Origin of the sequence: Streptomyces sp. MS19 (genome assembly GCF_047200595.1) — a bacterium.
In the GTDB taxonomy this organism is placed as follows: Bacteria; Actinomycetota; Actinomycetes; order Streptomycetales; family Streptomycetaceae; genus Streptomyces.
Genome location: NZ_JBJZOH010000007.1, coordinates 109,742 through 130,130 on the forward strand (window position 1 = coordinate 109,742; position 20,389 = coordinate 130,130).

The 20,389-nt window shown below is 75.1% G+C and carries 27 protein-coding genes; 14 read left to right on the forward strand and 13 right to left on the reverse strand.

What is annotated here, in order from left to right; genetic code table 11:
* Positions 1–133 precede the first annotated feature (133 nt).
* Positions 134–634 (reverse strand): nuclear transport factor 2 family protein, encoded by a 501-nt coding sequence (locus ACL02R_RS10085; RefSeq protein ID WP_412796503.1) that lies wholly within the window; start codon positions 632–634, stop codon positions 134–136.
* Positions 635–802: 168 nt separating this feature from the next.
* Here ACL02R_RS10085 and ACL02R_RS10090 point away from each other — a divergent pair, with 168 nt between their 5' ends.
* A complete protein-coding gene (locus ACL02R_RS10090) occupies positions 803–1,717 on the forward strand; it encodes an ATP-binding cassette domain-containing protein (RefSeq protein ID WP_412796504.1) in 915 nt (304 codons plus the stop codon).
* A gap of 55 nt (positions 1,718–1,772) precedes the next feature.
* Positions 1,773–2,552, forward strand: coding sequence for a hypothetical protein (locus ACL02R_RS10095; RefSeq protein WP_412796505.1), 780 nt, complete (start codon positions 1,773–1,775; stop codon positions 2,550–2,552).
* Between the two features lie 63 nt (positions 2,553–2,615).
* Here ACL02R_RS10095 and ACL02R_RS10100 read toward each other — a convergent pair whose 3' ends face one another.
* Entirely contained in the window at positions 2,616–3,239 is a 624-nt protein-coding gene (locus tag ACL02R_RS10100) for a response regulator (RefSeq protein ID WP_412796618.1), read from the reverse strand.
* A gap of 340 nt (positions 3,240–3,579) precedes the next feature.
* Between ACL02R_RS10100 and ACL02R_RS10105 the strand changes: the two genes are divergently transcribed.
* Positions 3,580–3,966, forward strand: a complete 387-nt coding sequence (locus ACL02R_RS10105; protein WP_412796506.1) for a hypothetical protein — start codon at positions 3,580–3,582, stop codon at positions 3,964–3,966.
* A 45-nt stretch (positions 3,967–4,011) separates the two neighbouring features.
* Here ACL02R_RS10105 and ACL02R_RS10110 read toward each other — a convergent pair whose 3' ends face one another.
* Positions 4,012–5,559 (reverse strand): sensor histidine kinase, encoded by a 1,548-nt coding sequence (locus tag ACL02R_RS10110; protein WP_412796507.1) that lies wholly within the window; start codon positions 5,557–5,559, stop codon positions 4,012–4,014.
* A gap of 108 nt (positions 5,560–5,667) precedes the next feature.
* On the opposite strand from ACL02R_RS10110, the gene ACL02R_RS10115 reads away from it, so the two are divergent.
* Both ACL02R_RS10115 and ACL02R_RS10120 read left to right on the forward strand, forming a co-directional pair.
* Complete coding sequence (locus tag ACL02R_RS10115; RefSeq protein WP_412796508.1) at positions 5,668–6,120, forward strand: MerR family DNA-binding transcriptional regulator; 453 nt, start codon at positions 5,668–5,670, stop codon at positions 6,118–6,120.
* Positions 6,078–6,830 (forward strand): MerR family transcriptional regulator, encoded by a 753-nt coding sequence (locus ACL02R_RS10120; RefSeq protein WP_412796509.1) that lies wholly within the window; start codon positions 6,078–6,080, stop codon positions 6,828–6,830. The genes ACL02R_RS10115 and ACL02R_RS10120 overlap by 43 nt, the downstream gene beginning before the upstream one ends.
* A 22-nt stretch (positions 6,831–6,852) precedes the next feature.
* Here ACL02R_RS10120 and ACL02R_RS10125 read toward each other — a convergent pair whose 3' ends face one another.
* The 3 genes from ACL02R_RS10125 to ACL02R_RS10135 form a co-directional block, all read right to left on the reverse strand.
* Positions 6,853–7,491, reverse strand: coding sequence for an NAD(P)H-binding protein (locus tag ACL02R_RS10125; RefSeq protein ID WP_412796510.1), 639 nt, complete (start codon positions 7,489–7,491; stop codon positions 6,853–6,855).
* A gap of 67 nt (positions 7,492–7,558) precedes the next feature.
* Positions 7,559–8,188: a TetR/AcrR family transcriptional regulator gene (locus ACL02R_RS10130; RefSeq protein ID WP_412796511.1), complete on the reverse strand. Its 630-nt coding sequence runs from the start codon at positions 8,186–8,188 to the stop codon at positions 7,559–7,561.
* Positions 8,189–8,245: 57 nt separating this feature from the next.
* Positions 8,246–8,692: a hypothetical protein gene (locus tag ACL02R_RS10135; RefSeq protein ID WP_412796512.1), complete on the reverse strand. Its 447-nt coding sequence runs from the start codon at positions 8,690–8,692 to the stop codon at positions 8,246–8,248.
* A gap of 288 nt (positions 8,693–8,980) precedes the next feature.
* On the opposite strand from ACL02R_RS10135, the gene ACL02R_RS10140 reads away from it, so the two are divergent.
* From ACL02R_RS10140 to ACL02R_RS10160, 5 genes are all read left to right on the forward strand, one after another.
* The gene (locus ACL02R_RS10140; protein ID WP_412796513.1) at positions 8,981–9,745 is read left to right on the forward strand and encodes a hypothetical protein; all 765 of its coding nucleotides are present in this window, start codon (positions 8,981–8,983) and stop codon (positions 9,743–9,745) included.
* A gap of 83 nt (positions 9,746–9,828) precedes the next feature.
* Positions 9,829–10,416 (forward strand): TetR/AcrR family transcriptional regulator, encoded by a 588-nt coding sequence (locus ACL02R_RS10145; RefSeq protein WP_412796514.1) that lies wholly within the window; start codon positions 9,829–9,831, stop codon positions 10,414–10,416.
* A gap of 56 nt (positions 10,417–10,472) precedes the next feature.
* Entirely contained in the window at positions 10,473–11,087 is a 615-nt protein-coding gene (locus ACL02R_RS10150) for a dihydrofolate reductase family protein (protein WP_412796515.1), read from the forward strand.
* 23 nt (positions 11,088–11,110) lie between these two features.
* Positions 11,111–13,015, forward strand: coding sequence for a hypothetical protein (locus ACL02R_RS10155; RefSeq protein WP_412796516.1), 1,905 nt, complete (start codon positions 11,111–11,113; stop codon positions 13,013–13,015).
* 72 nt (positions 13,016–13,087) lie between these two features.
* Positions 13,088–13,825, forward strand: coding sequence for a TioE family transcriptional regulator (locus ACL02R_RS10160; RefSeq protein WP_412796517.1), 738 nt, complete (start codon positions 13,088–13,090; stop codon positions 13,823–13,825).
* Positions 13,826–13,853: 28 nt separating this feature from the next.
* On the opposite strand, the gene ACL02R_RS10165 is transcribed toward ACL02R_RS10160, so the two are convergent.
* Together ACL02R_RS10165 and ACL02R_RS10170 are read right to left on the reverse strand one after the other, a co-directional pair.
* Positions 13,854–13,994 (reverse strand): hypothetical protein, encoded by a 141-nt coding sequence (locus ACL02R_RS10165; RefSeq protein ID WP_412796518.1) that lies wholly within the window; start codon positions 13,992–13,994, stop codon positions 13,854–13,856.
* A gap of 132 nt (positions 13,995–14,126) precedes the next feature.
* Entirely contained in the window at positions 14,127–14,555 is a 429-nt protein-coding gene (locus ACL02R_RS10170) for a DUF4265 domain-containing protein (protein WP_412796519.1), read from the reverse strand.
* 264 nt (positions 14,556–14,819) lie between these two features.
* On the opposite strand from ACL02R_RS10170, the gene ACL02R_RS10175 reads away from it, so the two are divergent.
* On the forward strand, positions 14,820–15,290 hold the full coding sequence (locus ACL02R_RS10175; protein WP_412796520.1) for a GNAT family N-acetyltransferase: 471 nt from the start codon (positions 14,820–14,822) through the stop codon (positions 15,288–15,290).
* A 40-nt stretch (positions 15,291–15,330) separates the two neighbouring features.
* Here the strand turns inward: ACL02R_RS10175 and ACL02R_RS10180 are convergent, their stop codons facing one another.
* Both ACL02R_RS10180 and ACL02R_RS10185 read right to left on the reverse strand, forming a co-directional pair.
* Positions 15,331–15,651 carry a DMT family transporter gene (locus ACL02R_RS10180; protein ID WP_412796521.1) on the reverse strand — a complete coding sequence of 107 codons (321 nt, stop codon included), beginning with the start codon at positions 15,649–15,651 and terminating at the stop codon, positions 15,331–15,333.
* Between the two features lie 31 nt (positions 15,652–15,682).
* Complete coding sequence (locus tag ACL02R_RS10185) at positions 15,683–16,042, reverse strand: DMT family transporter (protein ID WP_412796522.1); 360 nt, start codon at positions 16,040–16,042, stop codon at positions 15,683–15,685.
* A 126-nt stretch (positions 16,043–16,168) separates the two neighbouring features.
* Here ACL02R_RS10185 and ACL02R_RS10190 point away from each other — a divergent pair, with 126 nt between their 5' ends.
* The gene (locus ACL02R_RS10190) at positions 16,169–16,618 is read left to right on the forward strand and encodes a MarR family winged helix-turn-helix transcriptional regulator (protein ID WP_412796523.1); all 450 of its coding nucleotides are present in this window, start codon (positions 16,169–16,171) and stop codon (positions 16,616–16,618) included.
* Positions 16,619–16,637: 19 nt separating this feature from the next.
* Here ACL02R_RS10190 and ACL02R_RS10195 read toward each other — a convergent pair whose 3' ends face one another.
* On the reverse strand, positions 16,638–16,910 hold the full coding sequence (locus ACL02R_RS10195; protein WP_412796524.1) for a hypothetical protein: 273 nt from the start codon (positions 16,908–16,910) through the stop codon (positions 16,638–16,640).
* Positions 16,907–17,518 carry a hypothetical protein gene (locus ACL02R_RS10200; protein ID WP_412796525.1) on the reverse strand — a complete coding sequence of 204 codons (612 nt, stop codon included), beginning with the start codon at positions 17,516–17,518 and terminating at the stop codon, positions 16,907–16,909. The genes ACL02R_RS10195 and ACL02R_RS10200 overlap by 4 nt, the downstream gene beginning before the upstream one ends.
* A 314-nt stretch (positions 17,519–17,832) precedes the next feature.
* On the opposite strand from ACL02R_RS10200, the gene ACL02R_RS10205 reads away from it, so the two are divergent.
* Positions 17,833–18,945: a hypothetical protein gene (locus ACL02R_RS10205; RefSeq protein WP_412796526.1), complete on the forward strand. Its 1,113-nt coding sequence runs from the start codon at positions 17,833–17,835 to the stop codon at positions 18,943–18,945.
* 97 nt (positions 18,946–19,042) lie between these two features.
* Here the strand turns inward: ACL02R_RS10205 and ACL02R_RS10210 are convergent, their stop codons facing one another.
* Positions 19,043–19,564, reverse strand: a complete 522-nt coding sequence (locus ACL02R_RS10210; RefSeq protein ID WP_412796527.1) for a hypothetical protein — start codon at positions 19,562–19,564, stop codon at positions 19,043–19,045.
* Positions 19,565–19,660: 96 nt separating this feature from the next.
* Between ACL02R_RS10210 and ACL02R_RS10215 the strand changes: the two genes are divergently transcribed.
* Positions 19,661–20,329, forward strand: coding sequence for a TetR/AcrR family transcriptional regulator C-terminal domain-containing protein (locus tag ACL02R_RS10215; protein ID WP_412796528.1), 669 nt, complete (start codon positions 19,661–19,663; stop codon positions 20,327–20,329).
* The last annotated feature ends 60 nt before the right edge of the window (positions 20,330–20,389 follow it).

The following is a 20,389-nucleotide window of genomic DNA, read 5'->3' on the forward strand; positions in this document are numbered from 1 at the left end:
TGGCGAATGCGGCGGGATGTCCGTCCGGCGTGCCGGAGGTGTGAAGGGGGGCCCGTGGTGTGGGCGGCGCACCCGGTGCGGCGGGGCACCGGGTGCGCCGGGGATGTGTCGTGTCGGGTGTCGGGGCCGGGTGTCAGGACTGGGCGGCGGGGACGCGTGGCGGGGTGCCCTGCGTCCAGACGATGCGCAGCGCCGAGCGGGCGATACGCCAGCCCTCGGCGGTGCGGACCAGGTCGCTGGAGGCGTGCCCGGCGGAGACGAAGAGGTCGCCGTCGCCGCCCGTGCCGCCCGCGAGGATGTGCGTGCTCAGCTGGGGGCCGGTGGCGGTGGCGCGGTCGCCGTCGATCGTGACGACGGGGCCGGTCGCCATGTGCACGGTCCGGTCGAAGAGGGACATGCCAGCCCGGATGCGGGCGGCGGCCGCGTCGCGCCCGTGGACCGTGCCGATGGGCATCTCCATGGCGATGTCCTCGGTGAAGTACGCGCGGGCCCACGCCGCGTCGAAGCGCGCGGGGTCGTGGACGCGCTCGTCGAGGGAGAGGAGGAAGCCGTTCAGCAGGTCGGTGATCTCGGCGCGGTCGCGCAGGGCGTCGGCGCCGGTGTCGGTGTCGGTGTCGGTGTCGGTGTGCGTCATGTGGCCCAGTCTTCGACTTCAACTTTCCTTGAGGTCAAGCGGTGCCGGTGCGGGGACTGCCGAAAGTCAGGGGTGGGCGCTGCCCATCGGCAGATGTGGCGGGGGGTGTCCCGTTCCTAGCGTGAACCGTGCCGTTGACGGACGAGGGGAAAGGGCGCGGAGACAGACGTGATCACGCTGGAGGGACTGACCAAGCGGTACGGGGAGAGCACCGCCGTGGACGGGCTGAGCCTCACGGTCGGGGACGGGAAGGTCACCGGCTTCCTCGGGCCGAACGGCGCGGGCAAGTCCACGACGATGCGGATGGTGCTCGGCCTCGACCGGCCCTCGGCGGGGCGCGCCCTGGTGAACGGCAGGCCGTACGCCGAGCTGCGGCATCCGCTGCACGAGGTCGGCGCGCTGCTCGACGCCAGGTCCGTGCACCCGGGGCGCGCCGCACGCGCCCACCTGCGGGCGCTGGCGCGGACGCACGGCATGCCGGAGCGGCGGGTGGACGAGGTGCTCGCCCGCGTCGGGCTGACGGAGGTGGGCGACCGGCGGGCCGGCACGTTCTCGCTCGGCATGAGCCAGCGGCTCGGCGTGGCGGCGGCCCTGCTCGGCGACCCGGGGACGCTGATCCTGGACGAGCCGGTCAACGGGCTCGACCCGGAGGGCGTGCTGTGGATCCGCCGCCTGATCCGGTCGCTGGCCGACGAGGGGCGGTCGGTGTTCGTCTCCAGCCATCTCATGAGCGAGATGCAGCTGATGGCCGACCAGCTGGTGGTGATCGGGCGCGGGCGGCTGATCGCGGACGCGCCGATGGCCGAGGTCATCGCGGGCAGTTCGGCGGTGTCGGTGGTGGTCCGCGTGGCGGACGCGGAGGGGCTGCGCGCCCTGGCCGACCACCTGGCGGCCGGGGGCGCGCGCGTCGCGGTGGAGGGGGACGGCGGGGCGCTCGCCGTGACGGGCACGACGGCCGAGGAGGTGGGGCTGCTGGCGCACCGGCTCGGCGTGGCGCTGTTCGAGCTGACCACGCGGCGGCCGTCGCTGGAGGAGGCCTACATGGAGCTGACGGCGGACGCCGTCCGGTTCTCCGCGTCCTGACACGGCCGTACGGAGGCGGAGAGGCAGCGGAGAGGAAGCTGAGGAAGAGATGGCGATGAGCGGTACGGTGCCGCGTACGGTGCCCGGCGCGGGTGTGTCCGCGTGGCGCGGCGCGCTCGGCTCGGAGTGGATCAAGTTCTGGACGGTGCGCTCCACGTGGTGGTCGGTGGTGTGCGCGGTGGGGCTGATGGCGTTCTCGTCCATGGTGCTGGGGATCGACTTCTCCGGCGACGTCGAGACCGGCGACGCCACGGACGGGCTGACGATGGCACGGGGTGAGCCCGCCCTGGAGTCGGTGGTGATCGCGCAGTTCGGGATCGTCGCGCTGGCGATGCTGCTGATGACGTCGGAGTTCGCGACGGGCGCGATGCGGGTGACGCTGACGGCCGATCCGTCGCGGGGACGTGTGCTGCTGGCCAAGACGGCGGTGGTGGGCGGGGTCTCCGTCGTGCTGGGGGCGGTGCTCGCGGCCGTCGGGATCGCGGCCGGCGCGCTGGCGCTCGGCGACCAGGGGACGGGGGACACGGCGTCGATGGTGGCGGACGGGCTGGTGATCACCGTCTACGTGGCGCTGACGTCCGTGATCACGGTCGGGGTCGCGGCGTGGATCCGCAGCACGGCGGGCACCCTGAGCACCGTCCTGAGCGTCATGGTCGCGCTGCCGCTGATCCTCACGGCGAGCGGTACCGAGTACCTGCCGGGGCGTGCCGGGATGATCCTGCTGTCCGGCGAGGACGACGTGCTGCATCCGGCGGTGGCGGGCGTGGTGCTGGCGCTGTGGGCGGTGGCCGCGCAGGTCGCGGGCTGGGCGGCGCTGCGGCGCCGGGACGTCTGACGCCGGGAACGGCGACCGGCGCGTGGGCTGCGGCTGCGGCTCGCGCGCCGGTCCGCCGCGCGTTCAGGCGTCGGCGACGATGCCCGCCTTGTGGGCGAGGACGGCGGCCTGCACGCGGTTGCGGACGTCGAGGGCGGTGAGGATCGCCGACACGTGCGCCTTCACCGTGCCCTCGACCAGGTGGAGGCGGCGGGCGATCTCGGCGTTGGACAGGCCCGCGCCGACGAGGGCGAGGACCTCGCGTTCGCGGGCGGTGAGGGCCGCGATCCGGTCGGCCGCGCCGGTGTCGCGCCGGGGCGCGGTCCTGCCCAGGCGGTCGATGACGCGCTTGGCGACCTTGGGGGAGAGGTAGGCGGCGCCGTCGGCGGCCGCGCGCAGTCCGGCGATCAGTTCGCGGGGGTCGCCCGACTTGAGCAGGAAGCCCGTCGCGCCGCTGTCGAGCGCGCGGACGATGTACTCGTCCTCGCCGAAGGTGGTGAGGATGACGACCGCCGTGTCCGGCACCGCGCGGCGCAGTTCGACGGTGGCGCTCAGCCCGTCGAGGCGGGGCATCCGCACGTCGAGGACGGCCACGTCGGGGCGGTGCGCGCGGGCGAGTTCCACAGCCTCCTGCCCGTCCCCCGCCTCGGCGACGACCTCGAACCCGGGTGTCATCTCCAGGATGGCGCGGATACCGGCCCTGATCATGGGCTCGTCCTCGGCGAGGAGCACCCGCACGGGCTCGGCACGCCGGGCGGCCTGCTGCGTGTCGCTCACCCCCTCAGCCTACGCGGCCCCTCCGTCGCGCGAACCGGGGAACGGGCCGCGCCGCACCCCGCCACCGTGCGGGGCACCCGTGCTGCACGGTCGGGAAGGTGCCGCCGTCGCGGGGGCCCGTGGAGGCCGTCCTGCGGGCGACGCGTGTTGCCCACTGCGGGAAACGGGTTTGAGGACATATCAACCACCCTTAGGGTCGGTTGCGTTGGCACAGGCGCCGACGTGGGCGGTTCCGCGTGTGTGGCGTCTCCTCATCGATGGAAGAGTTCGCATGACCAAACGTGTACTGATGGCTGCTGGAAGTGTCGCCGCCGCGATGGCGCTCGCCCTGGGCACCGCCACGTCCGCCCACGCGGACGCGTGGGGCTCGACCGTCGCCGGCGGCGGGTTCGCCTGGGGCGCCGGCTCGTTCGACTTCACGTCCCTCGGCGAGAACCTCAGGATCCACGACCACAAGGCGGACGGAGCGGGGGTCGTGGTCATGATGGAGCCGGACGGCGGCACCGCCCGCTACTACCGCAACTCCTACGGGGCCGGCACCTACCGGGACTTCAACCTGTCCTACGCCGAGGGCACGCACCTGTGGATCACGGTCTGCGTCTCCGACAACGGGAAGACGATCTCCTCGACATGCGCCATCTACGGTGCCGTCGCCTGACACGCGCTGGTCCCCGGAGGCGGCAGGGGCGCGTCCCGCCGCCGTTCAGCCGTGCTCCGGTTCGGGTGCCTCCAGCGGTATGCGGTCCTTCGACACGAGGCGGCCGTCGCGGAAGCAGAGGCGGTAGACGTGGCTCGGCGAGAAGCTCTCGCCCGCACCGTAGTACTCGCAGACCGACCCGGCCGGGCCCGGGGGTTCGCGGTCGGGCCGCCCCTGGTACTGGCTGTCCGGCAGGTCGTCCGCCAGCTCGGAGCGCGCCGTGCCGAGGGTGAGTGATGCGTAGGCGTCCGGCGACACGCTCGGGACGCCGGACACGAAGGTGAAGACGGACGCGGCGAGCGCCAGGCCCCCCACTGTCAGGGCGGCGGCCTTCATGAAGCCGCGCCGCAGGGTGCGGCGGTGCTGCACGAGCCGTTCCGGCGTCGCGCGGTCCTCCCGCGGGGCGCCGGCTGCCGCCGGGGCGGGCTGGTGCGGCAGGCGGGCGGTGACGACGAAGCCGCCGCCGTCGTCGGGGCCCGCGTCCAGCGTGCCGCCGAGGAGCCGCGCCCGTTCGCGCAGTCCCGTGAGGCCGTGCCCGCTGCCGGGCGCGGCCTCCGGCGCCGGGACGGGCGGTTCGCCGGCGACGCGCACGTCCGTGGCGTCCTCGCCGTACGCGACCCGCAGGTGGACGGGGACGCCCGGCGCGTGCTTCGCCGCGTTCGTCAGCGACTCCTGCACCACGCGGTGCAGCGCGTGGGCGGCCATCGGGGACAGCGCGTCCGGCTCGCCGGTGCGCTCCAGCGTGACGGTCATGCCGGACGCGAGGCAGCGTTCCACGAGCTCCTCGGGCGTCTCCGGGCCGGGGGTGACCGGGGCCGGGTCCGCGCCGTCCTCGCGCAGGACGCCGATGATCTCGTGCAGCCGCTCGGTCGCCGCGCCCGCCCCCGCCCGCAGTTCGGCGGCCTGGGCGCGCACCTTGTCGTCGAGGCCGGGCGTCATCTCCAGGACGGCGGCGCGCACCGCGAGCAGCCCCAGGTCGTGGCCCAGGGAGTCGTGCATGTCCTGGGCTATTCGGGCCCGTTCGCGCAGCCTGGTCTGCTCGGCGATCATCCGCTGCTCGTGTTCGAGCTGGTCGGCGCGCGCCCACCCGGCCTCGTCGAGCAGGACGCGCTGGTGGGTGTAGCGGCCGACGAGCCAGGGGAGGACGGCCAGGCCCAGCAGTTCGACGGGTATCAGGAGCAGGCCGCGCAGGGGGTCGTCCTCCAGGAGGGGCGTCACCGTGGCCGGGACGATGGCGCAGGCGACCCAGACGACCGCGCCCGGCCGTCGCGCCGGGCGCCGTCCCGCGAGGAAGGCGACCAGGGCCACCACCCCGTAGCAGCGGTCGTCCCAGGAGGCCAGCGCCACCGCGATGGCGAGGGCGGCGGGCGGCGCGTGGTGGTTGACGACGGCGGTGGCCAGCGTGCCGCCGATCAGCGCCAGGAAGTAGTTGCCGTCCTGCGTCCACGACATGTTGATGCTGAGCATCCCGGCCAGGACCAGACCCCACAGACCGGCTTCGGCGAGGCGTGAGCGCCGCCGGTCGGCGGGCGTCGTGCCGGAGATTCCGTCCATGCGCCCGAGGCTACCCGGCGTCACTGACAGTCACGGATCTGTCCGTCATCCGCGGCCACGCGGAAAGGGCTTGAGTCTCCAGCCGGTGGAGGTGCCAGGGTTGTCCGCATGAACGGCGACCCGCTCCTCACCATCGGCGGACCGGCCCGCCGCACCGGCCTGTCCGTGCGCACCGTCCGGTTCTGGTCCGACGAGGGACTCGTGCCGCCGACCGGCCGCAGCCCCGCCGGCTACCGGCTCTACGACGCCGCCGCCCTGGGGTCTGTCCGGCGGATCTTGCCTGTCTCACGACGTCCGGCGTGGGGGCACCTCCCAGGCCTCCGGGCCTGGGGGAACCTCGCTGCGTTGCCGAATCGCGCGAATACGGCCAGGTATGAGCTGCGATCCGGCGCCTTGCGATGCACCGGCATCTGGGGGCTCCCCCAGCCGCCAGGCTGGGGGAGCCGTGAGCCGCGACAAGATCCGCCGGACAGACCCTGGCCCGCCTCGCCCTCGTCCGCACCCTGCGCGACCTCGGCGTGGACCTCGCGACGACCCGGCGCGTCCTCGCCCGCGAGCTGACCGTGCCCGAGGTCGCCGCCGCGCACGCCGACGCCCTCGGCCTCCAGATCCGCACTCTGCGCCAGCGCCGCGCCGCCCTGCGGGTGATCGCCGCCCGGGGCACCACACAGGAGGACACCGACTTCATGCACCGCCTCGCCCCGCTCTCCGACGACCAGCGTCGCCGCCTCGTCCACGACTTCATCGACGAGACGTTCGGCGGCCTCGACGCCAACCCGGAATTCGTGGCCATGATGCGCTCTGCCCTCGGCACGGCACTGCCCGACCTCCCCGACGACCCCACTTCCCAGCAGGCCGACGCCTGGGTCGAACTGGCCGGCCTCACCCAGGACCCCGGCTTCCGCGCCGCCGTCCGCCGCATGGCCGAGCACCAGGCGGCCCAGCGCGCCGAGGGTGACACCACCGGCCTGCACCACGAGCTGACCGAGGCCGTCCGCGAGACGGTCGGCGCCGCGCCGGAGCGGGGGGTGGACCCCGGCTCGCCGGAGGCCGCGCCCCACCTGGACGCGCTCACCGCCCGGTACGCGGAGACGTTCGGCCGCCCCGACGACGCCGGGCTGCGCCACCGGCTCCTCGACCGCCTGGAGGTCGGCAACGACCCGCGCGCCGAGCGGTACTGGCAGCTCCTCGCGGTCGTCAACGGGTGGCCGGTGCCGCCGTCGCTGACGCCGGTCTTCGCCTGGTTCACGACGGCGCTGCGCGGCAGCTGACCAGGGTTGACCAGGGAGGCCGTCAGCGCGCGAGGCGGCGGATGTCCCCGTTCCGCAGCACCAGCGGCGGCGATGGCACGTCGCCGCACGCCACGCGCACCAGCGCCGTCGCCAGCTCCCCGGCGCCCACCGCGAACGGCGCGAGCAGCAGCCGCCCGGCGGCCCCGGCCCGTTCGGACAGCACCCCGCCGGGACGGAAGGCGTACGGCACGAAGCCCTCATGCCCGCGCGCGAGGGCGGTCAGGTCCCGCTCCGTCCTGTCCCTGGGCGCCCGCGCCGCGCGCCGCGCCGCCGCGCCGGGGCCGGGGCGCCTGGCGCTGACGTGGCAGAAGGTGAACTCCCCGGTCAGCCGGGGCACCAGCGCCCGCGCGAAGGCGAGGGTGAACGTGTGGGTGACGCGCTCGTACTCCACCGGGTCCTTCGCGGCTGACCCGCTGCCGCCGACCGTCCAGACGCACGCCCGGTGGCCGGCGAGCCGGTCGAGGAGCGCGTCCTCGTAGTGCGCGAAGTCGTCCATCTGTACGACGGTGAGCTTGTCGGACCGTACGTCGAGCGGGCGGCGCGTCAGGCAGGTGACCCCGGTGACCCCCGCCTCGGCGAGCAGCCGCCGCAGGACGCGCGAGCCGACGAATCCGGTGGCACCGGTCAGGACGACCCGCATGCGCGCTCCTCGGCGTCGGTGGCGGAGACGGGCGCCCACCGTACCAAGGGCGCGGCGCGGCGGGCGGTCACGCGGCGCCGGGTCCCCAGGCGCGCAGGAACGTGTCGGTGGCGGCGTCCGCGACCGCCCGCAGCTCGTCGTCGGCGATCGGCCGGGTGCCCATCCGCGAGCGCGCCTCCATCGGGCCGAGGAGGAGCGCGAGGAACTGCTCGGCCGCCGACGCCGGATCGCCCGCCCGCAGCCGCCCGGCCAGGGCGAGGCGGGCGAAGCGGTCGGCGAGGGACTCGGCGAGGCGGTGGGCGCCGCTCTCGTTCGCGATGTCCAGGACCTCGGGGAAGTGCGTGACCTCCGCGTACAGCAGGCGGCGCAGGGCGCAGGAGCGTTCGTCGGCGTGGAGGACGAGGAGGCGGTGGCCGACACGGCGGAGCGTCCCGGCCAGGTCGCCGCCGGGCGCGGCGAGCGGGTCGAGGGCGGCGGTCCGCTCGCGCAGCGACGTCTCGGCGGCGGCGCCGATGGCGTGCCGGAAGAGGGTGGCCTTGTCCTGGAGGTGGCTGTAGACGGTCGGTTTGGCGACGCCCGCCTCGTCGGCGATCTCCTGGACGCAGGCCTGCGCGTAGCCGCGGCGCGCGAACACGGCGAACGCGCCTTCGAGGATCGCCTTGCGCTTGTCGATGCGTCCCCGTGCCGCGACTGCCATGCGGCCGAGTCTACGCGCGGGCCGGGCGCGCGCCCCGGGCCGCGCGTGCCCCGGCGGTCAGGGCACGACCAGTGTGAAACCGGCGCGCGCGGGGCGTCCGTCCGCGTCGTGGGTCGCCACTTCGACCTCGTGCGCCCCGTCGCAGGCGCGTGCCGGGTGGACGAGGACGGCGAGCGCGGGCGGGGCGGCGGCGCCAGGGGCGGGGCCGTCGCCGTCGCGCACCGCCGTGACGAGCGGCACGACCGTGTCCGGCGTGATCCCGGCGGCGAGCCGCACGCAGACGACGCCGGTGCCGGGCGCGCGGACGGACTCGACGTTCCGGCCGCGCACGAGGCGGGCCGAGCCGTCCACGACGGCGGCGGCCGTCGCGCTCCCTGCGTGCGCCGCGCTCCCGGGCGCACCGTCGCCCGGCGCGGCCGCCGCGACGGCGCCCAGCACGGCGCACGCGACGAGGGCGGCCGCTCCGGCGGCGAGGCGGACGGGTTGCGTGAGCGGTCCGGACATCGGCGGTGGTCCTTCCGGCGGGGAGGAACGGGCATTACGCATGTGGTTGTCCGAAAGGATGCAGATAGACGCGGCGCGGCCGTGCCGGATCGTTTCGCCGTCACCCCTCGGGGGGACGGCGCGCGGACGTGCGTTCCCCCGCGCCCGCCGGGAAACGCGTTGCCCCGCCGCGCCCCCGGCCTCTACGGTCCCGGGCGTGAGATGAGCCTCCCCGGCGGCCGCCCCAGGCCGCCGCGCACGCGAGCACACAGCCCCCCGACGCTTCCACCGCCTGCGGGAGATCTCACCATGCCGCTTTCCTCGCCTTCCCCTGCCCCCGGCGCCACGCCCCGCGACCTCGCCGCCGCCCTCGCCCTGGCCGACGCCGACCCCGCCGTCGCCGGTGTCGTCCTCAGCGGCTCCCGCGTCCACGCCGGGATGCCGACCGTCCACTCCGACGACGACGTGCACGTCGTCACGCTGGACGGCCGCCCGTCCGCCTTCGACGGGATGGACGGCCACCGCTCCGCCCTCCTCGACCTCGTCGTCATGTCCCTGGCCGAGTTCCGGCGGCGCGGGCTGCCGGGCGACCCCATGGCCTGGTCGCGATACGGCTACGTGCACGCCGCCGTGCTGCGCGACCGGCTGGACGGCGGGATCGCCGCGGTCCTCGACCGCAAGCGCACGCTGGACGCCGCGGAGGCGCGGGCGGCGGCGGACGGTTTCCTCGACGCGTTCGCCAACTCCACGTACCGCGCGCTGAAGAGCCACCGGGACGGCCGCCCCGAGGCGGCGCGGCTGGACGCGGCGGAGGCCGTGCCGTTCGCGCTCGAAGCGCTGTTCGCGCTGCACCGGCGGGTGCGCCCGTACAACAAGTACCTGCGCTGGGAGCTGGAGCACGCCCCGCTCGGCGACCCGCTGTGGGCCGCCGACCGGCTGCTGCCCCGGCTGACGGAGCTGCGCGGGGCGGGCGATCTGCGCGCGCTCTTCCGCGACTTGGAGCGGACCGCCCGCGCGGCGGGCCATGGCGCGGTCCTCGACGGCTGGGGCGACGACCTCGCCTTCCTCCGCTGAAGTACTTCGCTTGACTCACTTCAGTTGAAGTGCTTTGCTTGGCGTGTCCAGCCGCCCCCTCACACCGCGAGGAACGAACGCCGATGCGCCGCAACCCCGCCCGCCGCGCCGCCCTGCTCGACGCCTCCACCGAGGTCCTCGCCCGCGAGGGGTCGCGCGGCCTGACACAGCGTGCGGTGGACAAGGAGGCGGCCGTCCCGGTCGGCACCACGTCCAACTACTTCGGCAACCGCGACGACCTGCTCGTCCAGACCGGCGCCCGGATCTACGAACGGCTCCGGCCGGGCGAGGACCAACTGGCCGCCGCCTTCGCCGGAGCGCACGACCCGCAGGGTTACGCCGCGATGCTGGGCGAGACGCTGACGCGCATCGCGGCGTTCGGCTCCGGCTCCCTCGCCCTGCTGGAGCTGCGCCTCGAAGCCACCAGGCGGCCGCGCCTGCGCGAACTGCTCACCGAACGGGTCCGCGCCGACGTCGCCGAGAACGTCGCCCAGCACGAGCGGGCGGGCCTGCCGGGCGACGCGACGTTCGTCCGCCTCATGTTCCTGACCATGAACTGGCTGATCACCGAACAGCTCACGCTCCCCGACGTGTTCGGCCCCGAGGAACGCGAGCACCTGGTCCACGAGGCCGTGGCCCGCCTCATCGGCGCGCCCGCCACCGACCGCTGACACCCCTGCCCGTACACGCACCGACGCACCGACGCACCGACCACGCAAGGAACCTCATGCGCAAGCTCGTCCACCTCGTCGCCGCCACCCTCGACGGCTTCATCGCCGCCCCCGACGCCTCCGACCCGTCCGCCCCCGGCGGCCTCCTCGTCCCGACGCCCGACTACGTGGCACACCTCGTCGCCACCTACCCCGAGACCCTGCCGGGACCGGCCCGCGCCGCCCTCGGCGTGGAGGCGGAGGGCACCCACTTCGACACCGTCGTGGAGGGGCGCGGCAGTTACGACATCGGCCTCGCCGCGGGCCTCACCGACGCGTACCCGCACCTGCGGCACGTCGTCTTCTCCCGCACGCTCGGCGAGAGCCCCGACCCCGGCGTCCGGGTCGTCGCCGGTGATCCGGTCGCGACGGTACGGGAGTTGAAGCGCGAGGAGGGCGGCAAGGACATCTGGCTCGTCGGCGGCGCCACGCTCGCCGGGGTCCTGTACGACGAGATCGACCGCCTCGTCCTCAAGCTCAACCCGGTGACCGCCGGGACCGGCATACCGCTCTTCGGCGCCGGCGCCGCCTTCCGCCCCGCGGCCTGGCGGCTGACCGACCACACCGTCCTGGCCGGCGGCACCGCGTTCCTCACCTACGACCGCGTCCCGGGCGGCGAGCCCTCCGCCTGACGCGCCCGCGCTACGTTGGCGGCATGGGCGGGAGCGGGACGACGTATCTCGTGTGCGGTGCTGCGGCGTACGGCGCACGGCTGCCCGAACGAGCCGGTGCGGCCGGTGAGTTGGCGCGGCTCGCCGACGCGCGGGCGCGCGCGGACGCGGACGCGCTCGGCCTCGCGGGGCCGGACGCGCCGACCGTCCCCTGGGCCGCCGACTGGCGCGCCGAGGGTGCGGGTGACGGCGACGGCCTCACCGAACTGGCGCGCGCCGTCGCCGCGTTGCCCGGCCCCCGGCTGGCCGTCACGGGCGCGGCGGGCACGGGGAAGACGTCCCTCGCGGTCCTCCTCACGCGCGAACTCCTGCGCCTGCCGGGGCCCGTGCCCGTCCACCTGTCCGCCGCGTCCTGGGAACCGGCGCTCGAAACCCTCGACACCTGGCTCGCCCGGCGCCTCGCCCAGGAGTACGGCGGCTGCGGCGACGGCCTGCGGCGCCCGGCGACACGGCGGCTCGTGCGCGACCGCCTGGTGCTCCCCGTTCTCGACGGGATCGACGAACTGCCGCCTTCCCCACGGGACATGGCGCTCACCGGCCTCCGGCAGGCGCTGGACGGGGGCACCCCGCTGATCGTCCTTCTCAGGCCCGGCACCCTGGCCGACCTGGGAGTCCCCTGCGCGGTCCTGCGCGCACAGCCTGTGGACGAGCGCACGCCGCGCCCGGCCGGTCCGCCCGGCCGGGAGGCCGACGCGGCGCGGCTCGCGCGGCTGCTGACGCGACAGCGGACGGGTGAGTTCGCGTGGTGGCGGGTCCACCGCGCGCGGCGCGCGATGGTGGCGCGCGGCGCGTTGCTCGCGCTGTCCGCCGCGCTCCTGCTGCTCGTCCCACCCGCCGCGCTCGGCGCGGCGGGCGGGCTGCTGGCGCACCTCGCGTTCCTGTCGCGGGACGGACAGCCCCGGCGGCCGACCGCCCTGTTCGGCCCGCGCCGCCCCGAACCGGCCGCCGCCGTCCGGGCGGCGGTGCTGCTGGCGGTCCTGCCGCTGCTGTTCCTGGGCGGGGGCGCGCCGGTCGCCGTGGGCGCCGCCGCGTGCGCCGCCCTCGCGCTGGCGCTCGGCATACCGGCGGAGGCGGGCCTGGCCGCCGGGCCCGTACGCCTGCTGCGGGACGAACGGGCGAGCGCGCTGCTCACGGCCCTGTTCGCCGCGCCCGTCGCCGCCGGTCTGGCGGCCGGGCACACCTCGCCCGCCGTGGGCGCCCTCGCCGGGGCGGCCACGGCGCTGCTGCTCAGCCCGTGGTGCCGGTGGCTGACGGCGCGGACCGTCCTGGCGGCGACGGGCGCGTTGCCGTGGGCCGTCCTGACGTTCCTCGAAGAGGCGGCGCGCGCGGGGCTCTTGAGGCGGACGGGGGGCGCGTACGTCTTCCGGAGCGCCGGGCCCCGGCCGCCGGCGGACGACGCCACCGGCCACCTGCGGTTCACCGGCCACACCGGCGCGCGCGTCCGGCGCGGGCAGGCCGCGCTGTACGTGCCGCTGTGGACCGCCGCCGCGCTCGGCGCGGCCGTGGCGGAGGGCACGTGGGCCTGGGCCGCCGTCGCGCTGTGCCTCCTGCTGCCGCCCGCGCTCGACCTGCTCGTGGTGCCGCTGGTCAGGCGCCCGGCGGAGCTGCACCTGAACGGGGACTGGATCGCCGTCGTCTCCCGCGACCGGCGGCTCGCCCTCGCCTGGGCCGACATCGCCGAGGTGGCCGTGCGCGGCTGGGAGGGGGCGCGCGGCGGGTACGAGCCGATGCTGCACGTACGGCTCGCGCCCGGGGTCGTCCCCGGACCGGGCATGCGGGTCGCGGACGGCGGGTGGGTGGCGCTGTGGCCGCTCGGCCGCGGCGGCGGGCCGGGGGAGGAACTGGCCGGGGCGCTGGCGCGGTTCGCCGGGACCCGCTGGACGGGGTGAGCCGCCGCGCGGCACACCGTTGAGACTTGCCCCGCTCAACTCCCCGCCCCGCTGCGGTAAAGTCTCAAAGCGGTGAGCAGACTCAGACCGACCGATCTCGCGCGCGAGCACGGCATCTCGACCCAGGCTGTCCGCAACTACGAGCGGGACGGCTTCCTCCCGCCCGCCGAGCGCACGCCCAGCGGCTACCGGATCTACACCCGCACGCACGCGGCGGCCCTCCGCGCGTACCTCGCCCTCGTCGCCGCCCACGGGCACGAAGCCGCCGGCCGCATCATGAACGCCCTGCACCGCGGCGCGGTGGACGACGCGCTGGCCGCCGTCGACCGCGGCCACGGCCAGGCGCTCCGCGACCGGGAGACGCTCGACGCCGTACGGGAGGCGGTGGATCACCTGACGGCGGCGGAACCACGCGCCACCCCCGGCCCTCCGGCGCTGCGCGGCCCCCGCACCATCGGCGAACTGGCCCACAGGCTCGGCGTCACCCCGGCGACCCTGCGCGGCTGGGAGGACGCCGGAATCCTCGCCCCCGCCCGCGACCCGGCCACGGGCTACCGCGTCTTCCGCGCGAACGACGCCCGCGACGCCGAACTGGCCCACCTCCTGCGCCGCGGCGGCTACCCCCTGGAGCATGTGGCCACCGTCGTGCGGCAGATCCGGTCGGCCGGCGACATCGACGCCCTGTCCGCCTCCCTGGAGGAGTGGCGGCGCAGGCTCACCGCACGCGGCCTGGCGATGCTGGCGGCGGCCACCGCGTTCCACGCCTATCTCTGTCTCGTCCTGCCGGACGGGGACTCAGGCGGCCTCTAGAAAACGAGCAGTCCGGACCCGCACGCCGTCACGAGACCCGCGCCCGGCGTATTCGGTGGCGGGGGAGTGCCCGCCGTCGGGTCTGGCGCGCGGCCTTCCGGGCCGTGTCGTCGTGGAGGCCGGTGCGGAGGACGAGTTGGGTCGGGTCGTCGGGTCGGAGCGCTGTCATGCCGGTGATCATGGCACCCGCCACTGACAGCCCGGGGGGCGCGCGGCCCGGCCGCAAGGCGCCCCCGGTGAGGCGCGTGCCATCGGAGCGCGCGGGCGGCCGGCGATCACCTCGGGCCCGTGGCTCTGGTGGTCAACGACGGGTGCCGGACTCGTAATCGCTCCATTCGAGCAGCGTGAAGGCGTGGAGGTTCTCTTCGAGTTCCCCGTACTGCGGTGAGTCCCATGGGCGGCTGATCGCCACGTGACCCAGCAGGCCGGTCTCGCTCAGGAGCCCCAACTCGCCGACCGACCGGACGAGTTCCGTCTGCCTGTCCTGCGTCTCCCACACCTCGGCCCCCTCCCGGAAGTAGACGCGCAGTACGGCGTTGCCCGCGGATCTCACGACGGAGTCGACCACGAGGTCGAATCCGTTCGCCGGACGTGCCGTGACGTGATCTCCCAGCGCGATGCCATTGGCGAAGAGCGGGATGGCGCAGACGACGAACTCGTCCGTCCCTGTCCGCTTCGCCCAGAGCTGCTCCCAGCGGCCGGGCATGCCCGAGCCGCCGAGGTCGCACATCAGGAGGGTGTCACCCTCGGCTTTCCAGGCAGGTTCGGCGTGGCCGCATATGTCATCGATGCCTACCGACGGGGCGCAACTCCTCGGGGATGGTCGGTGGTGTGGGCGCCCGCGCGCGATGTGCTGCCGCCGGGCACGGCGGTCAACTGCCCTGCCCTGCGCTGCACATGCGAATTCGCAGGCAGGCCGGAGCGACGCAGCCTACACGGGGGCGACTGTCCCGCACCGGCCGGACTGTCAGTGGCCGGTGGCAGACTCCGTCGCATGAGCGAAACGGTGGGAATGCGGGATGTCGGCCCGGGGGACCTTGCGGTGTTCTTCGCCTATGAGCACGATCCGGAGGCCGTGCGGCGGGCGCGGTTCCCGCCTCGGGAGCGGGAAGCCTTCATGACGCACTGGACGACGAGGATTCTGGCGGACCCCGCCGTCTTCGTGCAGGCCGTGACCGTCGATGGCGCGGTCGCGGGCAATGTGGTGGCGTGGTGGCACGGGGACCGGCGGTTCATCGGGTACTGGTTCGGCCGCGAGTACTGGGGGCGGGGCATCGGCACGCGGGCGCTGGGGCTCTTTCTGGAGCGGGAGCGGATACGTCCGCTGTACGCCGATCCGTACGCGGTGAACGCCGGCTCGGTGCGGCTGCTGGAGAAGGCCGGTTTCCGGCGGACGGGCACCGTGGGGGAGGGGGAGGACGAACAGGTCGTGCTGGTGCTGGGCGCACCGGCCGGGGACGCGTAGCCGCGTCCCGGGACGGGTTTCCCGTCCCGGGAGGGCGCGGTCAGGCTCCGGCGGCCAGGCGCAGCACCACGGCCCCCGCGACGATGGCGGCGAAGGAGACGAGCTTGGGCGGGGTGATCTTCTCCTTGTAGATCAGCGCGCCCAGGACGACGGTGCCGACCGAGCCGATGCCGGTCCAGATGGTGTAGCCGACACCGACGTCGAGCGTGCGCAGCGCCAGGCTGAGGGTGAAGACGCCGCCCGCTGCGGCGAGCAGAGTGAACACCGAGGGCCACAGGCGGGTGAAGCCCTTGGTCGCGTTGGTGCCCAGCGCGAAGGCGATCTCGAAGACGATGGCGATGAGCAGGTAGATCCAGTGCATGGCGGTACTCCTGGGGAGGACGGGGCGGGAGTCAGGCGGTGCGGGGCGACGCATCGGTGGCGGTGTCGGCGCCGCTGCGGTCGGAGAGCTTGAGGCCGAGCACGCCGCCGATGATCAGGACGAACGCGATCGCCTTCGCCGCGGTCATCTCCTCGTGGAACACGACTGAGCCGAAGATCACCGTCCCCACCGAGCCGATGCCGGTCCACACCGTGTAACCGACGCCCACGTCCAGCGTCTTGAGCGCCAGGCTGAGGAAGAAGATCCCGACTGCCGCCGCGCCCGCCGTCAGCAGCGAGGCGTCCAGCACGGTGAATCCATGGCTGGCGTTGGTCGCCAGGGCGAAGACGACTTCGAACACGGCCGCGACGAGCAGGTAGATCCAGGCCATGGGACCCTCACTTCTTGTATGTATGTGCAAGTTCCTTGGAAGGAGCATGCATGCACAAGTAAGCTTGTGTCAAGGCGGCGGCCCGCCGCCGGGTCGCCCGCCCTGGCACGGACAAGGAGCGAAGTGATGGCAGCGCAGGTCAGAAGTGGTGAGGTCGCGGACGACGCACAGGTGTGGGACCGGCTGCTCGGGCTGCACACCCTTGTCGAGAGCCGGTTGGCGACCGCCCTCCAGCGCCGTCACGGTCTCGGGTTGTCCGAGTACCGCGCACTGGCCCTCCTCGACCAGGCGCCCGACAGCGAACTGCGCATGCAGGAACTCGCCGACAAGCTGCGCCTCAACCAGAGTTCGGTCACCCGCCTGGTCGGCCGCCTCAACGCGGCCGGGTACACGTACCGCGACCTGTGCCCCGACGACAAGCGCGGCGCGTACACCGTCCTCACCGACCCCGGCCGCACCCGCTGCCGCGAGGCCCGCAGCACCTACGACGCCACCCTCACCGCCGCGCTCGAAGAGGTCGCCGCCGAGGACCCCGCCCTCGCCGCGCTGCTCACCACGGCCCGCGAGGTGATGTAGGAGGCCGCCGACGTGCGCGTCACAGGGCTCGGCGCGCCGGGCGCCACCGGTGGCGGTCGAGGACGACTGCCTCCAGGCCGCGGAGCGGGTCGGCGGAGCCCTCGCCGAGGTGGAGGGCGGCGCGCAGGCCGGAGACGAGGTGCGCGGCCTCACGGACCTCGCAAGCGGCCCGCAGCTCCTCCGGGTCCGCCGCCGTGGCGCGGGCGATGACGTCGAGCACGGCCCGCTGGTAGGGGCCGCCGAAGCGCGCGACGAACAGCCGGTCGTCGGCAAGTTCGCCGAGGAGGCTCACTCGAAGTCGAGCAGGGCGGTCACGCGGCCTTCGTGCACCAGCCGGTTCCCCCGATGGCGGTCCGCGCGGGGCGGGGCCTGCTCCGGCAGCGCCGTCGGGCCGTCGAGCAGGCGGCGGGACAGCGCCCGTTCCCGGTCGTCGGCCGCGAGCTTCCCCATCTCGGCGAGCAGCGCGTCCCGGCCGGTGAACCCGCCGTGGTCCAGGGGTGCTTCGCGTACGTCCCGCGCTTCCGCCCCGGGCGTCCAGCCGTGCAGGTCGCCGAGGCGCCGGGCCGCCTCCTCCGCCAGCCGGCGCGCGGTCACGGCGTCCACGCCCGGCAGTCCCGTGCCGGGCGCGCTGCCCGGCACGCGGGCGTAGCAGGCGTAGCGGACCTCCCGCCCGCCGAGGCGGCGCAGGCCGTCGGCGGGCAGGTGGGAGGCGAGCGCGACCTCCCGCCCGAGCCGCGTATGCCCGGCGGCGTCGATGACCTTCACGACGACGTCGCGGCCGACGAAGACGTGGTGCGAACCGCTCTCCACGCCATCCAGCGGCCCGGGATCACGCCCCGGCGCGGCGGCGGCCGCCGCACGGGCGACTTCACGGTCCTGCTGACGCGTTCCGGCCAGCACTTCCCCTCCCCGGCGCGGACGGCAGCCGCCACCACCGGACGTGCGGTTTCCGTCGCGAGCACAGCCGTTCAGCGGCATCGGCTGAAGGACACGCACGTTGTCGCGGTCCGCCGTGCCCGACACAGCGCCGGTAACCCCGACTGTCGCGAAGATCCAACGGGTCGCGCCGAAGGAAAGTGCTCGGTCAGCGCCCCCTCCTGTCTCGCGGTCGCGGGCCGCGCGGGGGATGCGCCGTCGGCCGTCAGGCTCCGCCACCCGCCGGATAGAGTCCCGGTGATCCGTTGTCGTGGGGGAGCCGAGGGAAGGAGGCGCGTGTGTTCCGTCAGCCGTCCGGGGCCGGGCCACGCCGGAGTGACGCCGAACTCGCCGCTGTCGACGCCGCGATCACCGCCTTCGGCATCGCGCTCGACGAGCACCCCTTCGCACCGGGACAGCCTGGCGCGACCGACGACATGCGTGCCGACCTCGGGCACGCGCTCGACGCCTACGACGAGGCCAAACGCGCCTTCGACGCGGACCCCGACAGCGGGGACGCGTTGCGCGCGGTCGACGCCGGGCGTCACGCCCTCGCCTGCCTCGACGCGCGCCTCGCGGGCCGTCCGCTGCCAAGCCGCAGGCCCCCCTGCTTCTTCGACGCGCGGCACGGACCCTCCACCACCGACACCACGTGGGCGCCCGCGCACGGCACTCCCCGCGGCATAGCCGTGTGCACCGCCTGCGCCGTACGCCTCGGTGACGAGGCCGCGCGCGGACCGGCGGCACCACCGCCGCCCGAGGTGCGCGCCCCCGCGCGGGCGCACGCCCCCGCACCCGTACGCCCAACGCCGCGCCCCCTGCCTCTCGCACGCCGCAGCGCGCCCAAGCCGGGGTCAGGGCCGCCCGGTGAACCCCGCACCGGCCGTGGAAACGTGCGCGGATTCGTCCACTACCCCGTGCCCGACCGGCCCGCCGCGCTGCGCGTCCGCACGGAGACGGCGGCGGTCCTCACCGTCGTCGTCCGGACGCCCGGCGCACCGGAACGGCGCTACCGCGTCGGCGGAACCAGCGATTCCGCCGACGCGTTCCTGCCGCTGCCCCGGGCGGGCGAGGCTGCCGGGGCCCGCTTCGAGCTGATCTTCGCGAAGACGGACGCGGTGGCCTGGACCGTCGAGTCGAGCCCGCTCGACACCCTCCCCACCCTCCCCCTCCGCCACGAGGGGCACGCCTGCGAACTGTTCCGCCACACCGGGCAGCCGGGCGCGGCCGGACTCCGCAACGCGGGCGGTGGCGACTTCTCCCTGCTCGCGCTGGACGCGGACCTCCGGGACGGCACACAGCTCGTACGGGGCAGAGGCCCGGAGACGGTGGCCTTCACGTGGCCCGGACCCGGCTGCTATCTGGTGCGGGCGCGGGGCCCGTGGTCGCTGCGCACGGAGGCGCCGGGCTGACGCCTGGGCGGCTCGGACGGCCGGTCGGGTGGCGCGATCAGCGCGATCAGCGCGATTCCCTGACCACCCGCCCGGTCGCGTCCCCCGGCGTTCGGCGTCAGCCCGCCAGGGACGCGGCGGTCAGGGCGACGGCGGAGCCGAGGAAGACGAGCGTGTGGCGCACGTAAGTCTGGAGCCGCACCCAGCCGGGGAACGCGTCCTCGGCGGCCCGGAGGAACGGCGCCACCTCGACGCGGGCCGGCTCCGGATCGCCCTTGCGGCGGAAGGCCTTCTCGACGGACGCGACGGCGGTGCGGTTGCTGTGGACTATCGCCAGGTTCATCAGGATCACGAGGGACGAGAAGACCCAGGTCAGCGGCGTGGCCAGGCCGACCGCCGCCAGGTGCAGGGCGGCGGTGGCCGTCATCACGGCGGCGACGGCCACCGGCGCCGCCGTCTCGTGGCCCCCGGCGTCGAACCGCAGCCCGTTCTCCGCCAGCACCTCGGGGCGGACGTCCTGCCGCCGCAGCTCGGCCTCGGCGGCGGCCTTCGCGGCGGGGCCGAAGCGGTGGCGGACCAGCGGGATGCTGACGAAGGCGGCGGCGACGAGCAACTGCGCGACGGCGGCGAGGAGATGCATGGCGGACTCCCTGACTTGAACATTGTTCAATCGCTGACGGGGGCGACCGTACTGCGCGACTTGAACAATGTGCAAGTCCCTTCGTAGGGTGGGCCCATGGCACGCGACACGCTCACCCGCGACCGGATCGTCCACGCCGCCGTCGAACTCCTCGACACGGAAGGGCTCGAAGGGCTGAACATGCGCGCCCTCGGCAAGCGGCTCGACTCCGCCGCCACGGCCGTGTACTGGCACGTCAAGAACAAGGACGACCTGGTCGTGCTCGCCACCGACCACGTGTGGAGCCGCCTCACGCTCCCCGACCCCGGCGCGTCCGGCTGGCGCGCGGCGGCCGCCGCCATGGCGACCGACCTGTACGGGATGTTCACCCGGCACCCCTGGCTGGTGCAGGTCCTCGCCGCGCACGTCGTCTCCGGGGAGGGCAAGGCGCGGCACGACGAGCACAGCCTCGCCGTCTACGAGGCCGCCGGGTTCGCCGGTCCCGAGGCCGACCGGGCCGCCGCCGCCGTCTTCACGTACGTCCTCGGCAACGCGGCCGGTGCCGCCGCCACCGCCTCCCTCACCCGGCGGCTCGGCGGCGGGGCGGACGCGGACGAGCGGTTCGGCCGGGCCCTGGCCGAGGCCCGGGAGATCGCGGCACGCCACCCCCGGCTGCGCGCCCGCCTGGAGACGGCGGCGGCGAACGGCTACGCGGCCGCGCCCGACGACACCTTCGCGTTCGGCCTGCGCGCGCTCCTCGACGGCCTGGAGCGCCGGGCACGCTGACCGCCGTGGGTGCTCACCGCCCGCGAGGCGAGCCGGCCGGGGGAAGAGGTGACCTCGACC